This window comes from Mesorhizobium sp. M0676 (assembly GCF_040320535.1).
GTDB lineage: Bacteria > Pseudomonadota > Alphaproteobacteria > Rhizobiales > Rhizobiaceae > Mesorhizobium.
On record NZ_JAMYPU010000011.1, the window covers coordinates 44,489 to 60,268 of the forward strand.

The following is a 15,780-nucleotide window of genomic DNA, read 5'->3' on the forward strand; positions in this document are numbered from 1 at the left end:
CTAAGCTGGGTCGCCTATGGAAAAGATGCTCGGTTCGCTCAGCAATCGCTTCAAGCGTGGTAGGTCACGCGCAGGAGTTTCCAACGCCGCCATGAATGCTGCCCATTTTTCGACGTCGAGGCGGAAACTCTGCCGGTCGGCGAGTTCTTTGGAGAGTGCCGTTCGCGCGGTCACGTGACTCTCAAACCGCCAGCAATTGCTTGCGGTCGACGCGCTCCTGCTGCGGCGAGCGGGCGTAGAGTTCGCGGTAGCATTTGGAGAAATGCGAGGCCGAGACGAAGCCGCAGGCGACTGCTACCTCGACCACCGGCATCGACGACTGAATCAGCAGGTGCCGGGCGCGGTCGAGGCGGATTTCCAAGTAGTAGCGGGCAGGGGATCTGCCCATCTCGGTGCGGAACAGGCGCTCGATCTGGCGGCGCGACAGGTCGACATGGTCGGCGATCTCGATCAGCGACAGCGGTTCGGAGAGATTGCCTTCCATCAGTTCGATGATGGTCAGCACCTTGGAATTCTGGACGCCCAGGCGCGCGCGCAGCGGCAGGCGCTGGCGGTCGGTCGGGCTGCGCACGCGGTCGGTCAGCACCTGCTCGCAGACGCGGTTGACCAGATTGTCGTCGAAGTCGTCGCCGATCAGCTTCAGCATCATGTCGAGTGCCGCAGTGCCGCCGGCGCAGGTGTAGATGTTCTGGTCGATCTCGAAGAGGTCGGCAAAGACGTTGGCCTTGGGAAAGGCCTCGGAAAAGCCCGGCAGGTTTTCCCAATGGATGGCGCAGCGCTTGTTGGAGAGCAGGCCGGCGGCGGCAAGGATATGCGCGCCGGTGCACAGGCCGCCGACGGCGACGCCTCTGTTGTATTCCTCGCGCAGCCAGGCGAAGGCCGACCTGTTCTGGTAGCGCTCGACATTCATGCCGCTGCAGACGATGGCCATGTTCGGCCGATCCGGCCCGGCCATCTTCTTGCGCTCTTCCTCGAGCGAGGTGTTGACGGCGCATTCGACGCCATTGGAGGCGCGCACCGGCTTGCCGTCGATGCTGGCGAGGCGCCAGCGATAGGCCTCATAGCCAAGCATGCGGTTGGCCGAGCGCAGCGGGTCGAGCGCCGTCGCAAAGGCGATCATGGTGAAGTCCGGGACAAGGAAGAATACAAACGATCGCTTGATCGGATGCTTTACGGCGTTCAAGGGAACCTCACGCAGCCATGGCGCGAACAGGATGTCGCGAACAGCACAGCGACATCAGGAAAAACCATTCCTGTCAATTGGCTAGGGGGCTAAGCGGAAACTATATTTGCGACATGGGTCGCAAATGGGCAATCGTCCGGGATGACAGGGACGGGCTGCCGACGGATTGGGCATGGTGGTGGCGGCATAGGTGCCAAAAACGAGAAACGCCGCTTCGGTCAAACCGAAGCGGCGCTGTTATCGACTATCGGCAGCGGCAGGGAAGCGCTGAGCGCTAGCCGTTATCTCAGGCAACGAAACCGAGGCGCACCGCATTCATGGCGCCGGTCTGGCCGGGCATGGTGTTGGCAAGGCGCTGGCGCTCGAGAGCGGTCGTCAGGTTCATTTCGCGGCGGGCAAAGAGGCGGGCAAAAAGCTTCATCATCATCTCCTATCGGTTGCTCAGACGGGTCGCCTTCGCTTGATGGAGTGGGGCAGCTCGTTTGCTGGCGTTGATATAGGCCTGCGTGAGCAGAAACTAAATCGCAAATGCGAAGCGCTTGAATGGAAATGCGACATCGGTTGCGACATTATTGGGCATGGTGCCCAAAATTTGCGATTACTTACAGCGTGTTACCGGCGACATTGAGGCGCATGCAAGTGACGCATATGCGCCATGCAGCGGCGACACGGCTCTGAAAATCATTTGAATGCAAATAAGTTGGAGAAGCCTGCGGGGCAAATAGAGAAGGCCTGCCGGGCTGGTCTGCGCGGCAGGCCTTCAGCACATGGTACACAATGGTTTACTTTGCTCCAGCCCAGGATCCGACGCCGTGGCGTGCACCGGTCTTGGTGTCGGCAGCTTCAGGCCAGCCGATATCCTTCTGCAGTTCGATCGGCAGCGAGCGGATCGCACGTTCGGTCTGGAAGCGGGCGCGGGCCGCGCTGAACTCGGTCGCAAGCCGACCGATGGATGACAGGATAGACATTTCATTCTCCTTTGGTTGTGGCACGTCCCGCATGAACGCGTTCCGTCGCCTGGATATTCCGCATCGAGTGCAATTCCGTGTCAGGAGCGTTGGAGCCATGGCACGTCCTGCCTTCGATGGAGTTGACTATCATCCCAATCTGATGTTCAATCAAACGAAATGGAATGATGCTTCACATCAGAAAAATTGAAGGTCGATCCCGATGAACGCCCCACTCAATCATCCGCTGCCGCTGCTCGATCTCGACGTTTTGCGCACCTTCGTGGCCATTGCAGAGACCGGCAGTTTCACCACGGCGGCCAATGCGGTGTTCCGCACGCCGTCGGCGGTCTCCATGCAGATCAAGAAGCTCGAGGACATTCTCGGGCGCTCTGTTTTCGCGCGGGATGCGCGCTCGGTGACGCTGACCACGGATGGCGAGATGCTGCTCGGTTATGCCCGCCGGCTGTTGTCGATCAACCGCGAGGTGGTGTCGAAGTTCATCATCCCCGAGATCGTCGGCGTGGTGCGGCTCGGCTCGCCGGACGACTATGGCGAGCGCGTGTTGCCGCATGTGCTGAAGCGTTTCGCGCAGTCGCATCCGTCGATTGCCGTCGACGTCACCATCGACCAGAGCAGCAATCTGCGCCGCCGCATGGACGACCGGGCGCTCGACATCACGCTGCTGACCAGTTCCTACAAGACCAGCGCACTCGGCGCCGAGGTGCTGCTCACCGAGCCGATCGTCTGGGCCGGCGCCAAGGGCGGCAGCGCGCATCTGCGCGAGCCTTTGCCGGTGTCGCTGTGGGAAGAGGGCTGCGCCTGGCGGGCCGGCGCGCTCGATGCGCTGAGCCGTGAAGGCCGCAATTACCGCATCGCCTATATGAGCGCCCACACGGCCGGCCAGCGCGCCGCCATCATGTCGGATCTCGCGGTTGCACCGTTGCCGAAGTCGTTCCTGGGCAACGACATGGTCGAGCTTTGCCCGAAGGACGGCATGCCCGATATCGGCACCTACAATCTGGCGATGGTGGTGTCGCCGGACGCCAGCGCGCCGGTCAAGGCCGTCGCCGACCATATCCGCGCGACCTTCGAACTGTTCCACGAAACCGGCAAGTTCTGAGCTATTCCGCTGCTTGGGCGGGGCGCGCCGCGAGAGCGGGTCGCGCTCTGCGCCGCGTGGTGGCGCGCCGCTTGGTGGGCTCACCTTCAAGGAAGGTGACGATGCTGTCCCTGGCGCGACGCGCCTCCGGCATCTCGATCAGCGGCCAGACGTGGAACATGCCTTCCTCATAGACGACGTCGATATCGATGCCGGCAGCGCGTGCCTTTTTGGCGAAGATCAGATTGTCGGGGCTGAGCAGGTCGTGCGAGCCGGTCAGAAGCAGGGTCTTCGGCAGCACCGAGAGATCGCCATAGAGCGGGCTGATGTGCCAGTCGCTGCGATCAATGCCGGCACTGTACATGCGGATCGCTTCCAGCCCGCCGGAAATGCCGAGCCACGGATCGTTGCGTTCCGCCTCGAACACTTCGGGGTTGGACAGCGACATGTCGAGGCCGGGTGAAATCAGCACGTGGCGCGACGGCAAGGGCAGGCCTTCCTCAGCCGCCATCATGGTCAGCACGACGGCCATGTTGCCGCCCGCGGAATCGCCCATGAAGACGATGTCTTCGGCGTCCGTCTCATCCAGCATCTGCCGGTAGACGTCGCCGACCATGCCGAACATGGCGTGGAAATCATGCTCCGGCGCAATGGGATAGATCGGCACGGTGATACCGAAACCCAAGCGCTCGGCCATCTCGGCGATCAACCCCCAATGATAGGATGTGATCTGGAAGACATAGGCGCCGCCATGCATGTAGAGGATGCGCCTGCGTTCGCCCGCCTTCGGCGCAATCTCGTAGACGGGAAAGCCATCGACGCTGCGCTCGGTGATATCGAGCCGCTCCCGCAGCAATGCCGGGGGATGATGATCCTCGGTCTTGCGCGCATAGGCGATCCAGCGCTGCAGGTTCTCCGGGCTGGCAAATGCCTTCTTGCGGCTGTGCCGGAGGATGAAGGAAACGAGGTGGCTTTTGAAACTGGGCATTCGAATACACAAGCTCGGCAGCAGCCGACTAAGAGAATTCCCCACTATCTCGAAGATCGTACCTCCAGCCGAAATGTCAAGATTCTGGCCCAAGCCAACACGGTTGTTTGATCAGCCACGTCCGCGGCTTTGCGCAGCGCGGCTCAGCGCCGGGGCAGCAGCGCGGCGCGCAGCTTGATGTCGGTCGCAGCCGGGACCACACGGCGGCCCCGGCGCTTGGTTAGCAATTTGCACTTGTCGGCGAAGGTCATCAGCGGCCCGAGCCCAGGATCAGACGCGACAGGTTGGTCTGGGCGTCGATGCGCGGCGACACGGGCCAGCCGATGTCCTTCTGGATTTCGGGTGGCAGGTTGTTCATGGCGCGCACGGCCTGTGCATTCTTCATGGCCGCACGAAAACGGCCGAGGGTCTCGAACATCTCTATTCTCCTTTGGAGCGTTGTGGCGGCGGAATACTCCGGTCCGCCATTCGATGTCCGTTAAATGCTTCACGTCTGTATCGGACGGATTGCGCCAAAACAGCGTTTCCGTTTCCAGACCGGTGCGATCTGGAAACATTTGCATACAAATGAAATTGGGCGAATTGGCGGCCTTCGTAAGGCGGCTTATTCCCGGCTGCGCCTGGCGGCATGGCCTTCGCGCGAACGCCGTCGCGGGGCGGCGTCGCCGGCGACGCCATCCTCGCTGACGGTCTTGCGTGGCGGCAATTTCACCGCCGCCGACAGTTTCGGGAACGGATCGACCTTGTTGGGAAGCGCCATCGCGTAGACGAAATGCTCCTGGAATTTCGGCTCCAGTGCCGTCTCGATCTTCTCGATGTGGCTGACTGTGTCCTCGATCTCGCGGCGATAGCCACGATTGAGCAGGGCCATGCGCGCACCGGCGCCGGCGGCGTTGCCGACGGCCGAGACCTTGTCGAGGTCGCAATCCGGGATCAGGCCGAGCACCATGGCGTATTTCGGATCGATGAACGAGCCGAAGGCGCCGGCGAAATGGATGCGGTCGACGTGTTCGGTGTTCTGCTTTTCCATCAAAAGCTTGGTGCCGGCATAGAGTGCTGCCTTGGCGAGCTGAATGGCGCGCACGTCGGTCTGGGTGATGGTGATCTTGGGTTCGCCTTCCTTCAAGACATAGGAGAAGGTGCGGCCATTGGCGGTGACGCGTGGGGAGCGGGCGGCCAGGGAGCCATCGACAACGCCATCCTCGGAGATGATGCCGGCGAGATACATCTCGGCCACGATCTCGATGATGCCCGAGCCGCAAATGCCGGTGACGCCGGTCGCCTGCACGCTGTCGAGGAAGCCCGGTTCATCGGACCACAGTTCCGAGCCGATGACGCGGTATTTCGGCTCCAGCGTATCGGGATCGATTCGCACGCGCTCGATGGCGCCGGGCGCGGCGCGCTGGCCGCCGGAGATTTCGGCGCCCTCGAAGGCCGGACCGGTCGGAGAAGAAGCAGCCACGACCCGCGCGCGGTTGCCGAGCACGATCTCGGCATTGGTGCCGACGTCGACGATCAGCATCATCTCGTCCTGGCGGTGCGGACCTTCCGACAGCGTCACGGCTGCGGCGTCGGCGCCGACATGGCCGGCGATGCAAGGCAGCATATAGAGGCGCGCGCCCTGGTTGAGCTTCAGGCCGATGTCGGAGGCCTTGATGCGCACCGCGCCCGAGACGGCGAGCGCAAAGGGCGCGCCGCCGAGCTCGGTCGGATCGATGCCGAGAAACAGATGGTGCATGATCGGATTGCCGACAAAGACGCTGTCCAGGATGTCGTTGCGCTGGACATTGCCTTCGGCGCAAACCTTGTCGACCAAGCCCGAGATCGCCTCGCGCACGGCGACCGTCATGCCTTCGCGGCCGTCCGGGTTCATCATCACATAGGAGACGCGGCTCATCAGATCCTCGCCGAAGCGGATCTGCGGGTTCGACGTGCCCGACGAGGCGGCGACGCGGCCCGACAGCAACGACACCAGATGCATGGCGATGGTGGTCGAGCCGATGTCGCAGGCCAGCCCATAGGCTTCGTTCTTGAGGCCGGGCCAGAGTGCTATGACGCGGGCGATGTCGCTTTCGGCGTCCTTGTGGATGGCGGCGGTGGCGGTCCAATTACCCTTGCGCAAGATGCCCTGCACCTGCGGCATCAGGTAGAAGTCAAATTCGAGGTTTTTGAAGCCCCAATCCTTCATCAGCGCGATCTTGAGGCGGTCGAGATCGCCGAGCGGCTTGTGCATGTCGGGCTCTTCGATCTCGACATAGCACATGCGGATCGCTGAATCGCGGGCGATGACGCGGGTGTCGGCATCCTTGCGGATGGTCTGTGCATTGATGACCGTGTCCTGCGGCACGTCGATGACGAGGTCGCCGAGGATCTGCGCCGAGCAGGAGAGGCGGCGCCGCTCGGGCAGGCCGCGGACGCGCTCGTAGCGCTCTTCCTTGGCGCCCTTGGGCGAGATGTGGTCGTTGGACGAGACGATCTTGTGCTTGGCGAAATTGCCTTCCTGCACTTCGATCTGGCAGCGACCGCAGGTGGCGCGGCCACCGCAGACGCTCTCGACATAGACGCCGAGCTGACGCGCGGCATCGAGCACCGGTGTGCCGACGGGAAACCGCCCGCGCTTGCCTGACGGCATGAACAGCACGAGCGGATCAGTAATGTTTGCAGGCGAGTTCACGATTGCGCGCTTATCCCCTGGCCATGCGGGCTTCACGGCCGCCGCGACGGCGCCCGCCATTGCCGCCGCCTTCGCCCGGAGCGTTAACGGCGGTGGGCGCTGCGACCGCCTGGCCGCCTTCGGCCGGTTTGTAATCCTTGTAGGTGCGGATCCAGTTGGTGCAGTTCTCGTCGGTGCCGTTGAGCACGTTGGCGCCGCGCACGGCTTCCATTTCCTGCGGCCGAACCGGGTTCATGATAGCGCTAGTCATGCCGGCGCCGATCACCATCGGGATGAAGGCGGCGTTGATGCCGTGGCGATGCGGCAGCCCGAACGAAATGTTGGACAGGCCGCAGGTGGTGTTGACCTTGAGCTCTTCGCGCAGACGGCGCAGCAGCGCAAACACCTGGCGGCCGGCATCGCCCAGCGCGCCGATCGGCATCACCAGCGGGTCGACGACGACGTCATGCGCGGGAATGCCGAAATCGGCGCAGCGCTGCACGATCTTCTTGGCGACGGCGAAGCGCACATCCGGGTCCATCGAAATGCCGGTCTCGTCGTTGGAGATCGCGACGACCGGAACATTGTACTTCTTGACCAGCGGCAGGATGGCTTCGAGCTTTTCCTCTTCGCCGGTCACGGAGTTGACCAGCGGCCGGCCCTTGGCGACCTTGAGCGCTGCCTCGATGGCGGCGGTCACCGACGAGTCGATCGACAGCGGCAGGTCGACCAGGCCCTGGACGATCTCCAGCGTCTGCACCAGCAGGCCGGGTTCGGTTTCGTTCGGATTAACGGAGGTGACGCCGGCATTGACGTCGAGCATCGTGGCGCCGCAGGCGGCCTGTTCCAGCGCATCCTTGATGACGGTCTCGAAATTGCCGGCGATCATCTCGGCGGCCAGCTTCTTGCGGCCGGTCGGGTTGATGCGCTCGCCGATGACGCAGAAAGGCTGGTCGAAGCCGATGATGATCTCTCGTGTCGCCGAGGCGACGATGGTCCGGGTCATGAAGTCTCTCCGCCTGATATAAAGATTTCTTTATATCGTTGTCTGGTTTCATTCAAGCGAATGGCTGGCCGTCCGCGCCGTCAGTGCGCGGTCTTCACCATATCCACCTGCGTTTCGGTAATGTCGTCGTGGAGTATGCTCTCTAGCCGGTCGGCGACCATCTGATCGTCGTGGCGGATCTCACGTTTCCATGGCTGGCGGCCTTTCAGCACACCCGATTCATCGACGATCTCGGCGACATATTCCTCCTGGCGGTAGGCCATCACATGGATGCCGGAGACACCAGGAATTTCCTTCACCTCGTTGATGATGTCGGTGCAGAGCTGCTTGCCTTCCTTCTTCTGGTCCTGGGCGCCTTCCAGCCGCTTGATGATGGCATCGGGAATATGGATCCCGGGCACGTTGGAGCGGATCCATTTGGCCGTCTTGGCCGAAGCCAGCGGGCCGACGCCGCACAGGATGAAAACTTTTTCCGTATGCCCCAAGTCCCGCGCCCTCTGCATGAAGGTTCTGAACATCGGCACGTCGAAGCAATACTGCGTCTGCACGAACTGCGCGCCGGCGGCGATCTTTTTGCCGAGATGGATCGGGCGGAAATCGAAGGGTGGCGCGAAGGGGTTGACGGCGGCGCCGAGGAAAATTTGCGGCGGCGTCGTCAACTTGCGGCCGGACAGGAACTTGCCGTTGTCGCGCATGATGCGGCAGGTTTCCAGCAACGACATGGAATCGAGGTCGAAGACAGGCTTGGCGCCGGGCTGGTCGCCGGCCTGGACGCCGTCGCCGGTGAGGCACAGCATGTTGGCGACGCCCATCGCCGCACCGCCCAGCACGTCGCCCTGGATGGCGATCCGGTTCCTGTCACGGCAGGCAATCTGCATGATCGGGGCATAGCCCATGCGGGTCAAAAGCGCGCAGATGCCGACCGAGGACATGTGGCAGTTGGCGCCGGAGGCATCGACGGCATTGATGGCGTCGACCCAGCCGTCGAAGATTTTCGCGCGGTTATAGACGTCTTCGGGATCGGCGCTGTCGGGCGGGTTGAGCTCGGTGGTAACCGCGAATTCGCCGCGCCGCAGCACACGCTCCAGTCGGCCACGTGAGGAGTGGCCGGGCAGGGGATCGAGCGGCAGATGGATGCCGGCCGGGTTTTCGTCGCGCTGGCGGCCGATCACGCGGCCGCTCCAGTGTTGGCTTTGGCAGCGGCTTCACGGGCCGCTGCCGACTGCGCCGTCACCCGCAGCCAGGCCGAGGTTTCGCGGAGCGACTGGTCTACGGGCTTCTGAACGGTCAGGATCCTGTCGCCATGCTCCATGTTCCGCGAACCTTCCCAGGCCTTGACCCAGACGCAAGGCATGTCGGGCTCGACCTCGCAATTGCCGTTGGCGCGCACGCCGCCACACGGGCCGTTGCGCAGCTGTTTGGGGCAGTTCATCGGGCACGACATGCCGGTCGAGGACAATATGCACTGACCGCACATGCGGCAGTCGAACATGAAGCCTTTTACGCGTTTTTCAACGAACTTGATCGGCGCTTCGACGCGGCCGTAGCCAAGGCCTTTCCACAGCGGATGGAGCAGCAGGAACATGTCTGCGAATCTGGAGTAGAACCATTCGAGCAATCGCGAATGGCGGATCGACCACAGCCTGATCGCAAACGAGCGCTGCACGCGCCGCTGCGGCGATACGTCGGCCGGCTTGTAGTCCGATTTCGGCGCTGCTTTCTTGACCTGAGTGGCCTGGGTAACCGGCTGGGTAACCCTTGGCCCCTCTTTGGCAGGAGTGGTTTCAGACATTTTCTTTCCCGCCCGCCTTGACCAGAGCGACCAGCCGCTCGCGGTCGTATTTCGCGTCGATGTCGCTGAATGCCTTCTCGACCTCGGCTTCGAGGTCGTCGCCGACCGGGATCGGATCGGCCTTGCGCCATTCGGCGAGGTAATCGTCGGTGCCGCCGGCGCCGGTGCGCATGGCGCACATATCGATCGCCTCGGTGAAGCGCAGCGGCAGTTCGCGCTTGGCGTTCTGCCGGCCCTTCTTGACGATGACCTGGGCGGGGATGTCGCGCCAATAGACGACAATCAGATCGGCCATGAATTCTCTCACTCCCTGTAGAGCGCCGTGCGTCCATGAGGGAAACGACGTTCCACCACTTTATCCAGCTGGTGCGAGCATTGCCGGATGCGCAGTGGGGCTGCTTGTTATGGGACGACGCGCGCGCATTCAAAAGCGACGCTATTGGACGTCGCAAAAAGAAAGGCGAGATTCCGAGGGAAGGCTGGCTACCAAACCCGCTTGGTCAGGCCGGTCCAGAGATAGAACCAGATCGTCGGATGGTACCATTGTTTCGACGGCAGGCCGGGGTCGATCGTGACAAGCTTGCCGTCCAAGGCACCGCGGACCGCTTCGACGCAGATGTCACGCGAGAACGCCGCCTGGCGCAACGCATAGCTCGAAATAGTGTCGCCGGGCTCCGGCTTGCCGCGCGCCTGTTTCAACACGCCGCGGGGGTCGACGCCGGCGTCGACCAGATGCACGGTGGTGCCGAAATTCTGGAGATCGCCGGAGGCCAGCGCCCAGTAGCCGCCATTCATGCCGCGGTATTTGGGCGCGATGCCGGCGTGGTAGTTGAGCACCGGGCAGGGCATTTGCGCCAGCGTCTGCCGGGACAAAATCCGGCAGCCGGCGAGCAGCACCACGCCCGGGCGGATGTCGGCGACCGCCTGCAGGCAATCGGGCCCGTCGGCGGAGGAGACGTGGATGATCTTTTGTCCCGGCCTCGGCTCTGTCTGCAGTTTTTGCGCTGCGATCAGCCGCTCCGCGTGCCCGGCGAAGAAGCGTTTGCCGAGCCTGGTCAGCACCATCGTGCCAAGCTGGCCGATGGCCGAAAACAAGCCTTGGCGGCGCGCCCGGCCGAGCAGCAATTGTTTTTTGGATTCAGGGCTTTCGAGGATGACGCTGACAGGACCGAACTGGTCGGCGATGGCGTTGACGATGGCCCAGGTGTGCGGCCCGCCTTCGGTGACGATGACGATCGCAGCACTTTTTTCAACCGCTGATGCCATGGCGCGCTTTCTTGCCGGCGCGCAACCATTTGCCGTGCGCTGCCCGGCTCAATTCTGTGCCGGGCGAGGATAAATCTTGATGACCGCCCGGCCAGCGAGAGACCAACGGATCAGCGCTTGAACTCGATGATGTCAAGTTTCGATTCGTAGTAGGGCGCCGGGAATTCGATGCGCCATTCATTGGCGCTGGTGCGGAAGGCATAGCCGACCTGGTCGCTTTCCGGGCCGCTGCCATAGGGTTTTGGCTTGTTGTCATTGACATAGCCGGAGCCGAGATAGATCGCGCGTTTTTCGCTATCGTCGAAGAAACGGCCCTTGGTGCGTTGCGAGCCGCTGACCTTTTCCAGCTGCCAGCCGGAGCCATCGTCCGTGACCTTGCACTTGAACCAGCCATAGATGACCAGCGGGCCGGTCAGGCCCACCTTGATGGTTCGGCATTGCCAGTTGCCGCTCAGGTCCTTGTCGGAAAAGGCCACTATCGGCTTTGCCAGCAGCGCGTCGAGTTGGCTGACCTCAGCCGGGTCTCCCGCTTTTGCCTCGGCCAGCGCCGCCTTGCGGGTCTCGCCATATTTGTCGAGGCGAACCTTGTCGGCAGGCGTGATGATCTTCTGCACCTCGCCGTCGGCGCGAGCGGGCAAGGCGAAACAGAGCAGGCAAACGGCGGCGAGCAGGACGCGAGCGGTCATCGGTGGTATCCATGTTGGCGCGGCTGGAGCAGCCGATTCTATCTTCCAGCGCACAACTTACCCATTCGCGGCGGCCTGTCATCCGTGCTTAAACAGCGGTATGTTCCGCGGGAGGTGCGCGTGGGGGTTACAATCCATTTTGAGGGACAACTGCGCGGAGAGGAACAATATCTTGCGCTGTTGCAGGAAGTTGAAGCGCTTGCCATCGCTCGAGACTGGCGATTTCGGCCGATAGACGAGGCCGAAATGGTTCTCAACCGGGTCATCGACGAACGCAGCGTTGACTATATCGGCCCGGTCTTGGGGATAGAATGCCTGCCGCATCCCAAGTCGGATCGCCTAAGGTTCGAGTTCGACAGGGACCTCTTCATGCAGCAATATTGCAAGACCCAGTTTGCGGGGTCGGAGGCGCATATCGAGATCATCGAGTTGCTTCGCAAAGTTGCTCCTTTTTTCGACAAGTTCGACGTCTTCGATGAAGGCGAGTACTGGGAACTGGGCGACCGCACAATTCTGCAGGTCAATCTCGACACAGTCGACGCTCTGCTTGCAGAGGCTTTGCGCAAGGATCCAACTGCAAGAGGGCCGATCCGGTTAGACAACGGCCGCGTTGTCGATTTCGTGTCGGATCCGCAACCGGAGAGCAAATAATCCGAAAGTCGGGCGCCTAACGCACTTCTTCTGGATGTGCCGCCACCCGCGCCAATTCAGTCGTCAGGTCGCCATAGCCCGTCGAGCGGCGCTCATAGGCGAGGCCAAGCATCTTCGCGGCCTTCTCGGCGACCTTGTCGAGTTCCGGATCGTCGGTCTGGGCGATGTAGATCAGCTTCTGGTAGTTGCCGAAATAGTCCTTGATCAGCTCCGGGTGCTTGTCGAGGCCGAGCGGCTTCATGAAGAAGGCGTCGAACTGGCGGCACAGGAAATCGGTCATGTAGAACGACATCATGTCGTCGTCGGCGACCTTCGCATAGGCGTCCATGCCCTGGTAGAAGGCAAAGCAGTGCGGCCCGGCCATGCGCTCGACGCCGTGCTTCTCCAGAACCCGGTCGAGCATGCCGCCGGTACCGCAATCGGCATAGCCAACGAAGATGTTGCTATAGCCTTCCGCCTTGGCCTTTTCGATCGCCTTGTCCATCGCCGGTGCGATGCGGTCGGGGTAGAAATGGAACTCCGCCGGCAGGCAGGTCAGGTCGAGATGGTCGAGCTTGAGCTGCTCCTTGACGGCCAAAACTTCGCGCGCAATCATTCCACAGGCGATGACCAGCAGCCTGTCGTCCTGATTCGGTTTCGTTTTTTGCATTCTGGCCATGGAACCCGGTCGAAGCGGCCTTCGTTGCTGTGGGGCGAATCTATCGAGAGAGGGATAAACCGTCCATGAAACTGTTACGCGTTGCGCCGATTGCAATCCTTGCCTGCGTCCTGGCGCTTACGGCCTGTGCCAACACCGTCCGTGGTGTCGGCCGGGATATCAAATCGACTGCCAAAGCCGTCGACGACACCGTCACCAAACCCTGACGCAGCCATCCGTTCCAATAGCTGGGAACAAAAAAGCCGCGCTGCAAGGCGCGGCTTTCGATTGTGGGCCAGACGCCTTACGGAAGAGATCAGGCTGAAGCGCGCATATTATGCTTGCGCTTCATGAAGTCCTTGGCGGTCTCGACCGCCACAGCCGCGTCGCGGCAATAGGCATCGGCGCCGACGGCCTTGCCGAATTCCTCGTTGAGCGGCGCGCCGCCGACCAGGACCACATAGTCGTCGCGGATGCCCTTTTCCTTCATCGTGTCGATGACGACCTTCATGTAGGGCATGGTCGTGGTCAAAAGCGCCGACATGCCGATAATGTCGGGCTGGTGCTGCTCGATGGCGTCGAGGTATTTTTCCACCGCATTGTTGATGCCGAGATCGATGACGTCGAAGCCGGCGCCTTCCATCATCATGCCGACGAGGTTCTTGCCGATGTCGTGGATGTCGCCCTTGACGGTGCCGATCACCATCTTGCCCTGCTTCGGCGCGCCGGTGGCGGCCAGCAGCGGGCGCAGGATGAACATGCCGGCCTTCATGGCGTTGGCCGACAGCAGCACCTCGGGAACGAACAGGATGCCGTCGCGAAAGTCCTCGCCGACGATGCGCATGCCTTCGACCAGAGCTTCGGTCAGCACCTTGTAGGGCACCCAGCCGCGCTCGAGCAGGATGTTGGTGCCTTCCTCGATCTCTTCCTTCAGCCCGTCATAGAGATCGTCGTGCATCTGCTGCACCAACTCGTCGTCGGAAAGCTCGGAGAGGATGATCTCGTCGTCGGCCATTTTTCTCGGGCTCCTTGCCGCACGGGATGCGACCACGGCGGCTTAAAATAATCGCGTCAATACCTAACCCGGCGGGGGCAGGTATCCATAGCTGATTTGCGACTTCCCGCAAAAGGAAAGCGACCGCAAATCTATTGGAATTCTTGTCGATTTTGCGACAGGCGTTGGCGCTGGCGGGCCGTTTCGAATAGGGTGCATGGCTACGATCCGGGCGAGAAGCCGCCATACGCGGCCGCAAACGGTTTTTAGGGAAAAACGATCATGAGTGAAAACGCGTCAGTCGACCAGGAAGCGTCCAATGCGCGACGTGGACGTGCTGCCAGCGGCGGCGCGGCTGCAAGGCGGGCGGCGCGTTCGGGCGGCGGACCGGGCACCCAGCTCACCTATATCAAGCGCAAGATCAACATCTATGAGGTCCTCAACGAGGAAGGCCTGGCGATTATCGAAAACAACACCGATACGGTGCTGGAAGAGATCGGCATCATCTTTCGCGACGACGCCGAGGCGCTGCAGCTTTGGAAAGAGGCGGGCGCCGACGTCAAGGGCGAGCGGGTGCATTTTCCCAAGGGCCTCTGCCGCTCGCTGCTGAAGACCGCGCCGTCCATCTACACCCAGCATGCGCGCAACACCGAGCGTTCGGTGCAGATCGGCGGCAATGCCACGGTCTTCGCGCCGGTCTATGGTCCGCCCTTCGTGCGCGATCTCGACGGTGTCAGGCGCTACGCGACGATCGAGGATTTCCGGAATTTCGTGAAGCTCGCCTATATGGCGCCGTCGATCCACCATTCGGGCGGCACGGTGTGCGAGCCGGTCGACGTGCCAGTCAACAAACGCCACCTCGACATGATCTACAGCCACATCAAATATTCGGACAAACCGTTCATGGGTTCGGTGACGGCGCCAGAGCGGGCCGAAGACACCGTGGCCATGGCCAAGATCGTGTTCGGCGACGATTTCGTCGAAAACAACACCGTGCTGACCAGCCTGATCAACGCCAATTCGCCGATGGTGTTCGACGAAACCATGCTGGGCGCGCTGAAGGTTTATTCGCGTCACAACCAGGCTTGCATCGTCACGCCGTTCATCCTTGCCGGCGCGATGAGCCCGGTGACGGTGGCCGGCACGCTGACACAGGTTCTGGCCGAGGTGCTGGCAGGCGCCTCTTTCACGCAGTTGATCCGCCCCGGCGCGCCGGTGCTGTTCGGCACCTTCGCCTCGTCGATCTCCATGCAGTCTGGTGCGCCGACCTTTGGCACGCCGGAGCCGTCGCTGGTTTCCTACGGCGCAGCACAGCTTGCCCGCCGGCTCGGCCTGCCGTTCCGCACCGGCGGATCGCTCTGCGCCTCCAAGGTTCCGGACGCGCAGGCCGCCTATGAGAGCGCCAACACGCTGAACTCGACCATTCTTGCCGGCACCAATTTCGTCCTGCATTCGGCAGGCTGGCTCGAAGGCGGACTGGCGTCCTGCTACGAGAAATTCATGATGGACATCGACCAGCTCGGCATGACGCAAAAGTTTTCCGAAGGCGTCGACCTCTCGGAAAACGGCCAGGCGATGGACGCCATCCGCCAGGTCGGCCCGGGCAGCCACTATCTCGGCTGCGACCACACCCAGGCCAATTTCCAGACCGCCTTCTACCGCTCCAGCATCGCCGACAACAATTCCTACGAGCAGTGGCTGGCCGAGGGCGAGAAGACAGCGCCGCAGCGCGCCAACGAACTCGCCCGCCGCTGGCTGGAGACCTATGAGGCGCCGTATCTCGATCCGGGCATCGACGACGGGCTGAAGGACTACATCGCGACGAAGAAGGCGTCGATGGCTGACGCCTTCACCTGAAAGGAGCCCGAGTCAGGC

The 15,780-nt window shown here is 62.1% G+C and carries 19 protein-coding genes; 4 read left to right on the forward strand and 15 right to left on the reverse strand.

The genetic code is table 11. The features are described 5' to 3' along the window. The 4 genes from NKI35_RS14260 to NKI35_RS14275 form a co-directional block, all read right to left on the reverse strand. Entirely contained in the window at positions 1–174 is a 174-nt protein-coding gene (locus tag NKI35_RS14260; RefSeq protein WP_352740500.1) for a type II toxin -antitoxin system TacA 1-like antitoxin, read from the reverse strand. A 7-nt stretch (positions 175–181) separates the two neighbouring features. Continuing rightward, positions 182–1,120 (reverse strand): GlxA family transcriptional regulator, encoded by a 939-nt coding sequence (locus tag NKI35_RS14265; RefSeq protein ID WP_352740659.1) that lies wholly within the window; start codon positions 1,118–1,120, stop codon positions 182–184. Between the two features lie 349 nt (positions 1,121–1,469). Further along, the gene (locus NKI35_RS14270; protein WP_023681787.1) at positions 1,470–1,604 is read right to left on the reverse strand and encodes a hypothetical protein; all 135 of its coding nucleotides are present in this window, start codon (positions 1,602–1,604) and stop codon (positions 1,470–1,472) included. 361 nt (positions 1,605–1,965) lie between these two features. Continuing rightward, positions 1,966–2,151, reverse strand: coding sequence for a hypothetical protein (locus tag NKI35_RS14275; RefSeq protein WP_023700331.1), 186 nt, complete (start codon positions 2,149–2,151; stop codon positions 1,966–1,968). A gap of 202 nt (positions 2,152–2,353) precedes the next feature. Here NKI35_RS14275 and NKI35_RS14280 point away from each other — a divergent pair, with 202 nt between their 5' ends. After that, positions 2,354–3,253: a LysR substrate-binding domain-containing protein gene (locus NKI35_RS14280; protein WP_352740502.1), complete on the forward strand. Its 900-nt coding sequence runs from the start codon at positions 2,354–2,356 to the stop codon at positions 3,251–3,253. 1 nt (position 3,254) lies between these two features. Here NKI35_RS14280 and NKI35_RS14285 read toward each other — a convergent pair whose 3' ends face one another. From NKI35_RS14285 to NKI35_RS14325, 9 genes are all read right to left on the reverse strand, one after another. After that, the gene (locus NKI35_RS14285) at positions 3,255–4,220 is read right to left on the reverse strand and encodes an alpha/beta hydrolase (protein WP_352740504.1); all 966 of its coding nucleotides are present in this window, start codon (positions 4,218–4,220) and stop codon (positions 3,255–3,257) included. A gap of 250 nt (positions 4,221–4,470) precedes the next feature. Then, positions 4,471–4,638 carry a hypothetical protein gene (locus tag NKI35_RS14290; protein WP_196813564.1) on the reverse strand — a complete coding sequence of 56 codons (168 nt, stop codon included), beginning with the start codon at positions 4,636–4,638 and terminating at the stop codon, positions 4,471–4,473. A 186-nt stretch (positions 4,639–4,824) separates the two neighbouring features. After that, positions 4,825–6,954 carry an ASKHA domain-containing protein gene (locus NKI35_RS14295; protein WP_352740506.1) on the reverse strand — a complete coding sequence of 710 codons (2,130 nt, stop codon included), beginning with the start codon at positions 6,952–6,954 and terminating at the stop codon, positions 4,825–4,827. Beyond that, a complete protein-coding gene (locus NKI35_RS14300) occupies positions 6,905–7,879 on the reverse strand; it encodes a methyltetrahydrofolate cobalamin methyltransferase (RefSeq protein WP_023670394.1) in 975 nt (324 codons plus the stop codon). Before NKI35_RS14300 ends, NKI35_RS14295 begins: the two co-directional genes overlap by 50 nt. Positions 7,880–7,959: 80 nt before the next feature. Continuing rightward, entirely contained in the window at positions 7,960–9,051 is a 1,092-nt protein-coding gene (locus tag NKI35_RS14305) for a methylenetetrahydrofolate reductase (protein ID WP_023681780.1), read from the reverse strand. Further along, complete coding sequence (locus NKI35_RS14310; RefSeq protein WP_023696447.1) at positions 9,048–9,671, reverse strand: methylenetetrahydrofolate reductase C-terminal domain-containing protein; 624 nt, start codon at positions 9,669–9,671, stop codon at positions 9,048–9,050. The genes NKI35_RS14305 and NKI35_RS14310 overlap by 4 nt, the downstream gene beginning before the upstream one ends. Further along, the gene (locus NKI35_RS14315) at positions 9,664–9,966 is read right to left on the reverse strand and encodes a virulence factor (RefSeq protein ID WP_023670397.1); all 303 of its coding nucleotides are present in this window, start codon (positions 9,964–9,966) and stop codon (positions 9,664–9,666) included. The genes NKI35_RS14310 and NKI35_RS14315 overlap by 8 nt, the downstream gene beginning before the upstream one ends. Before the next feature lie 188 nt (positions 9,967–10,154). After that, complete coding sequence (locus NKI35_RS14320; RefSeq protein ID WP_352740509.1) at positions 10,155–10,937, reverse strand: formyl transferase; 783 nt, start codon at positions 10,935–10,937, stop codon at positions 10,155–10,157. Between the two features lie 110 nt (positions 10,938–11,047). Next, entirely contained in the window at positions 11,048–11,623 is a 576-nt protein-coding gene (locus tag NKI35_RS14325; protein WP_023833837.1) for a DUF4893 domain-containing protein, read from the reverse strand. A gap of 120 nt (positions 11,624–11,743) precedes the next feature. Between NKI35_RS14325 and NKI35_RS14330 the strand changes: the two genes are divergently transcribed. Next, positions 11,744–12,274, forward strand: a complete 531-nt coding sequence (locus tag NKI35_RS14330; RefSeq protein ID WP_155923533.1) for a hypothetical protein — start codon at positions 11,744–11,746, stop codon at positions 12,272–12,274. A gap of 16 nt (positions 12,275–12,290) precedes the next feature. Here NKI35_RS14330 and NKI35_RS14335 read toward each other — a convergent pair whose 3' ends face one another. Then, positions 12,291–12,932 (reverse strand): DUF1638 domain-containing protein, encoded by a 642-nt coding sequence (locus NKI35_RS14335; protein WP_023688116.1) that lies wholly within the window; start codon positions 12,930–12,932, stop codon positions 12,291–12,293. A gap of 65 nt (positions 12,933–12,997) precedes the next feature. Here NKI35_RS14335 and NKI35_RS14340 point away from each other — a divergent pair, with 65 nt between their 5' ends. Further along, positions 12,998–13,138 (forward strand): entericidin A/B family lipoprotein, encoded by a 141-nt coding sequence (locus tag NKI35_RS14340; RefSeq protein ID WP_023670401.1) that lies wholly within the window; start codon positions 12,998–13,000, stop codon positions 13,136–13,138. 89 nt (positions 13,139–13,227) lie between these two features. On the opposite strand, the gene NKI35_RS14345 is transcribed toward NKI35_RS14340, so the two are convergent. Further along, the gene (locus NKI35_RS14345; RefSeq protein WP_023670402.1) at positions 13,228–13,926 is read right to left on the reverse strand and encodes a cobalamin B12-binding domain-containing protein; all 699 of its coding nucleotides are present in this window, start codon (positions 13,924–13,926) and stop codon (positions 13,228–13,230) included. Positions 13,927–14,187: 261 nt separating this feature from the next. Between NKI35_RS14345 and NKI35_RS14350 the strand changes: the two genes are divergently transcribed. Continuing rightward, positions 14,188–15,762, forward strand: a complete 1,575-nt coding sequence (locus NKI35_RS14350) for a trimethylamine methyltransferase family protein (RefSeq protein ID WP_352740511.1) — start codon at positions 14,188–14,190, stop codon at positions 15,760–15,762. The last annotated feature ends 18 nt before the right edge of the window (positions 15,763–15,780 follow it).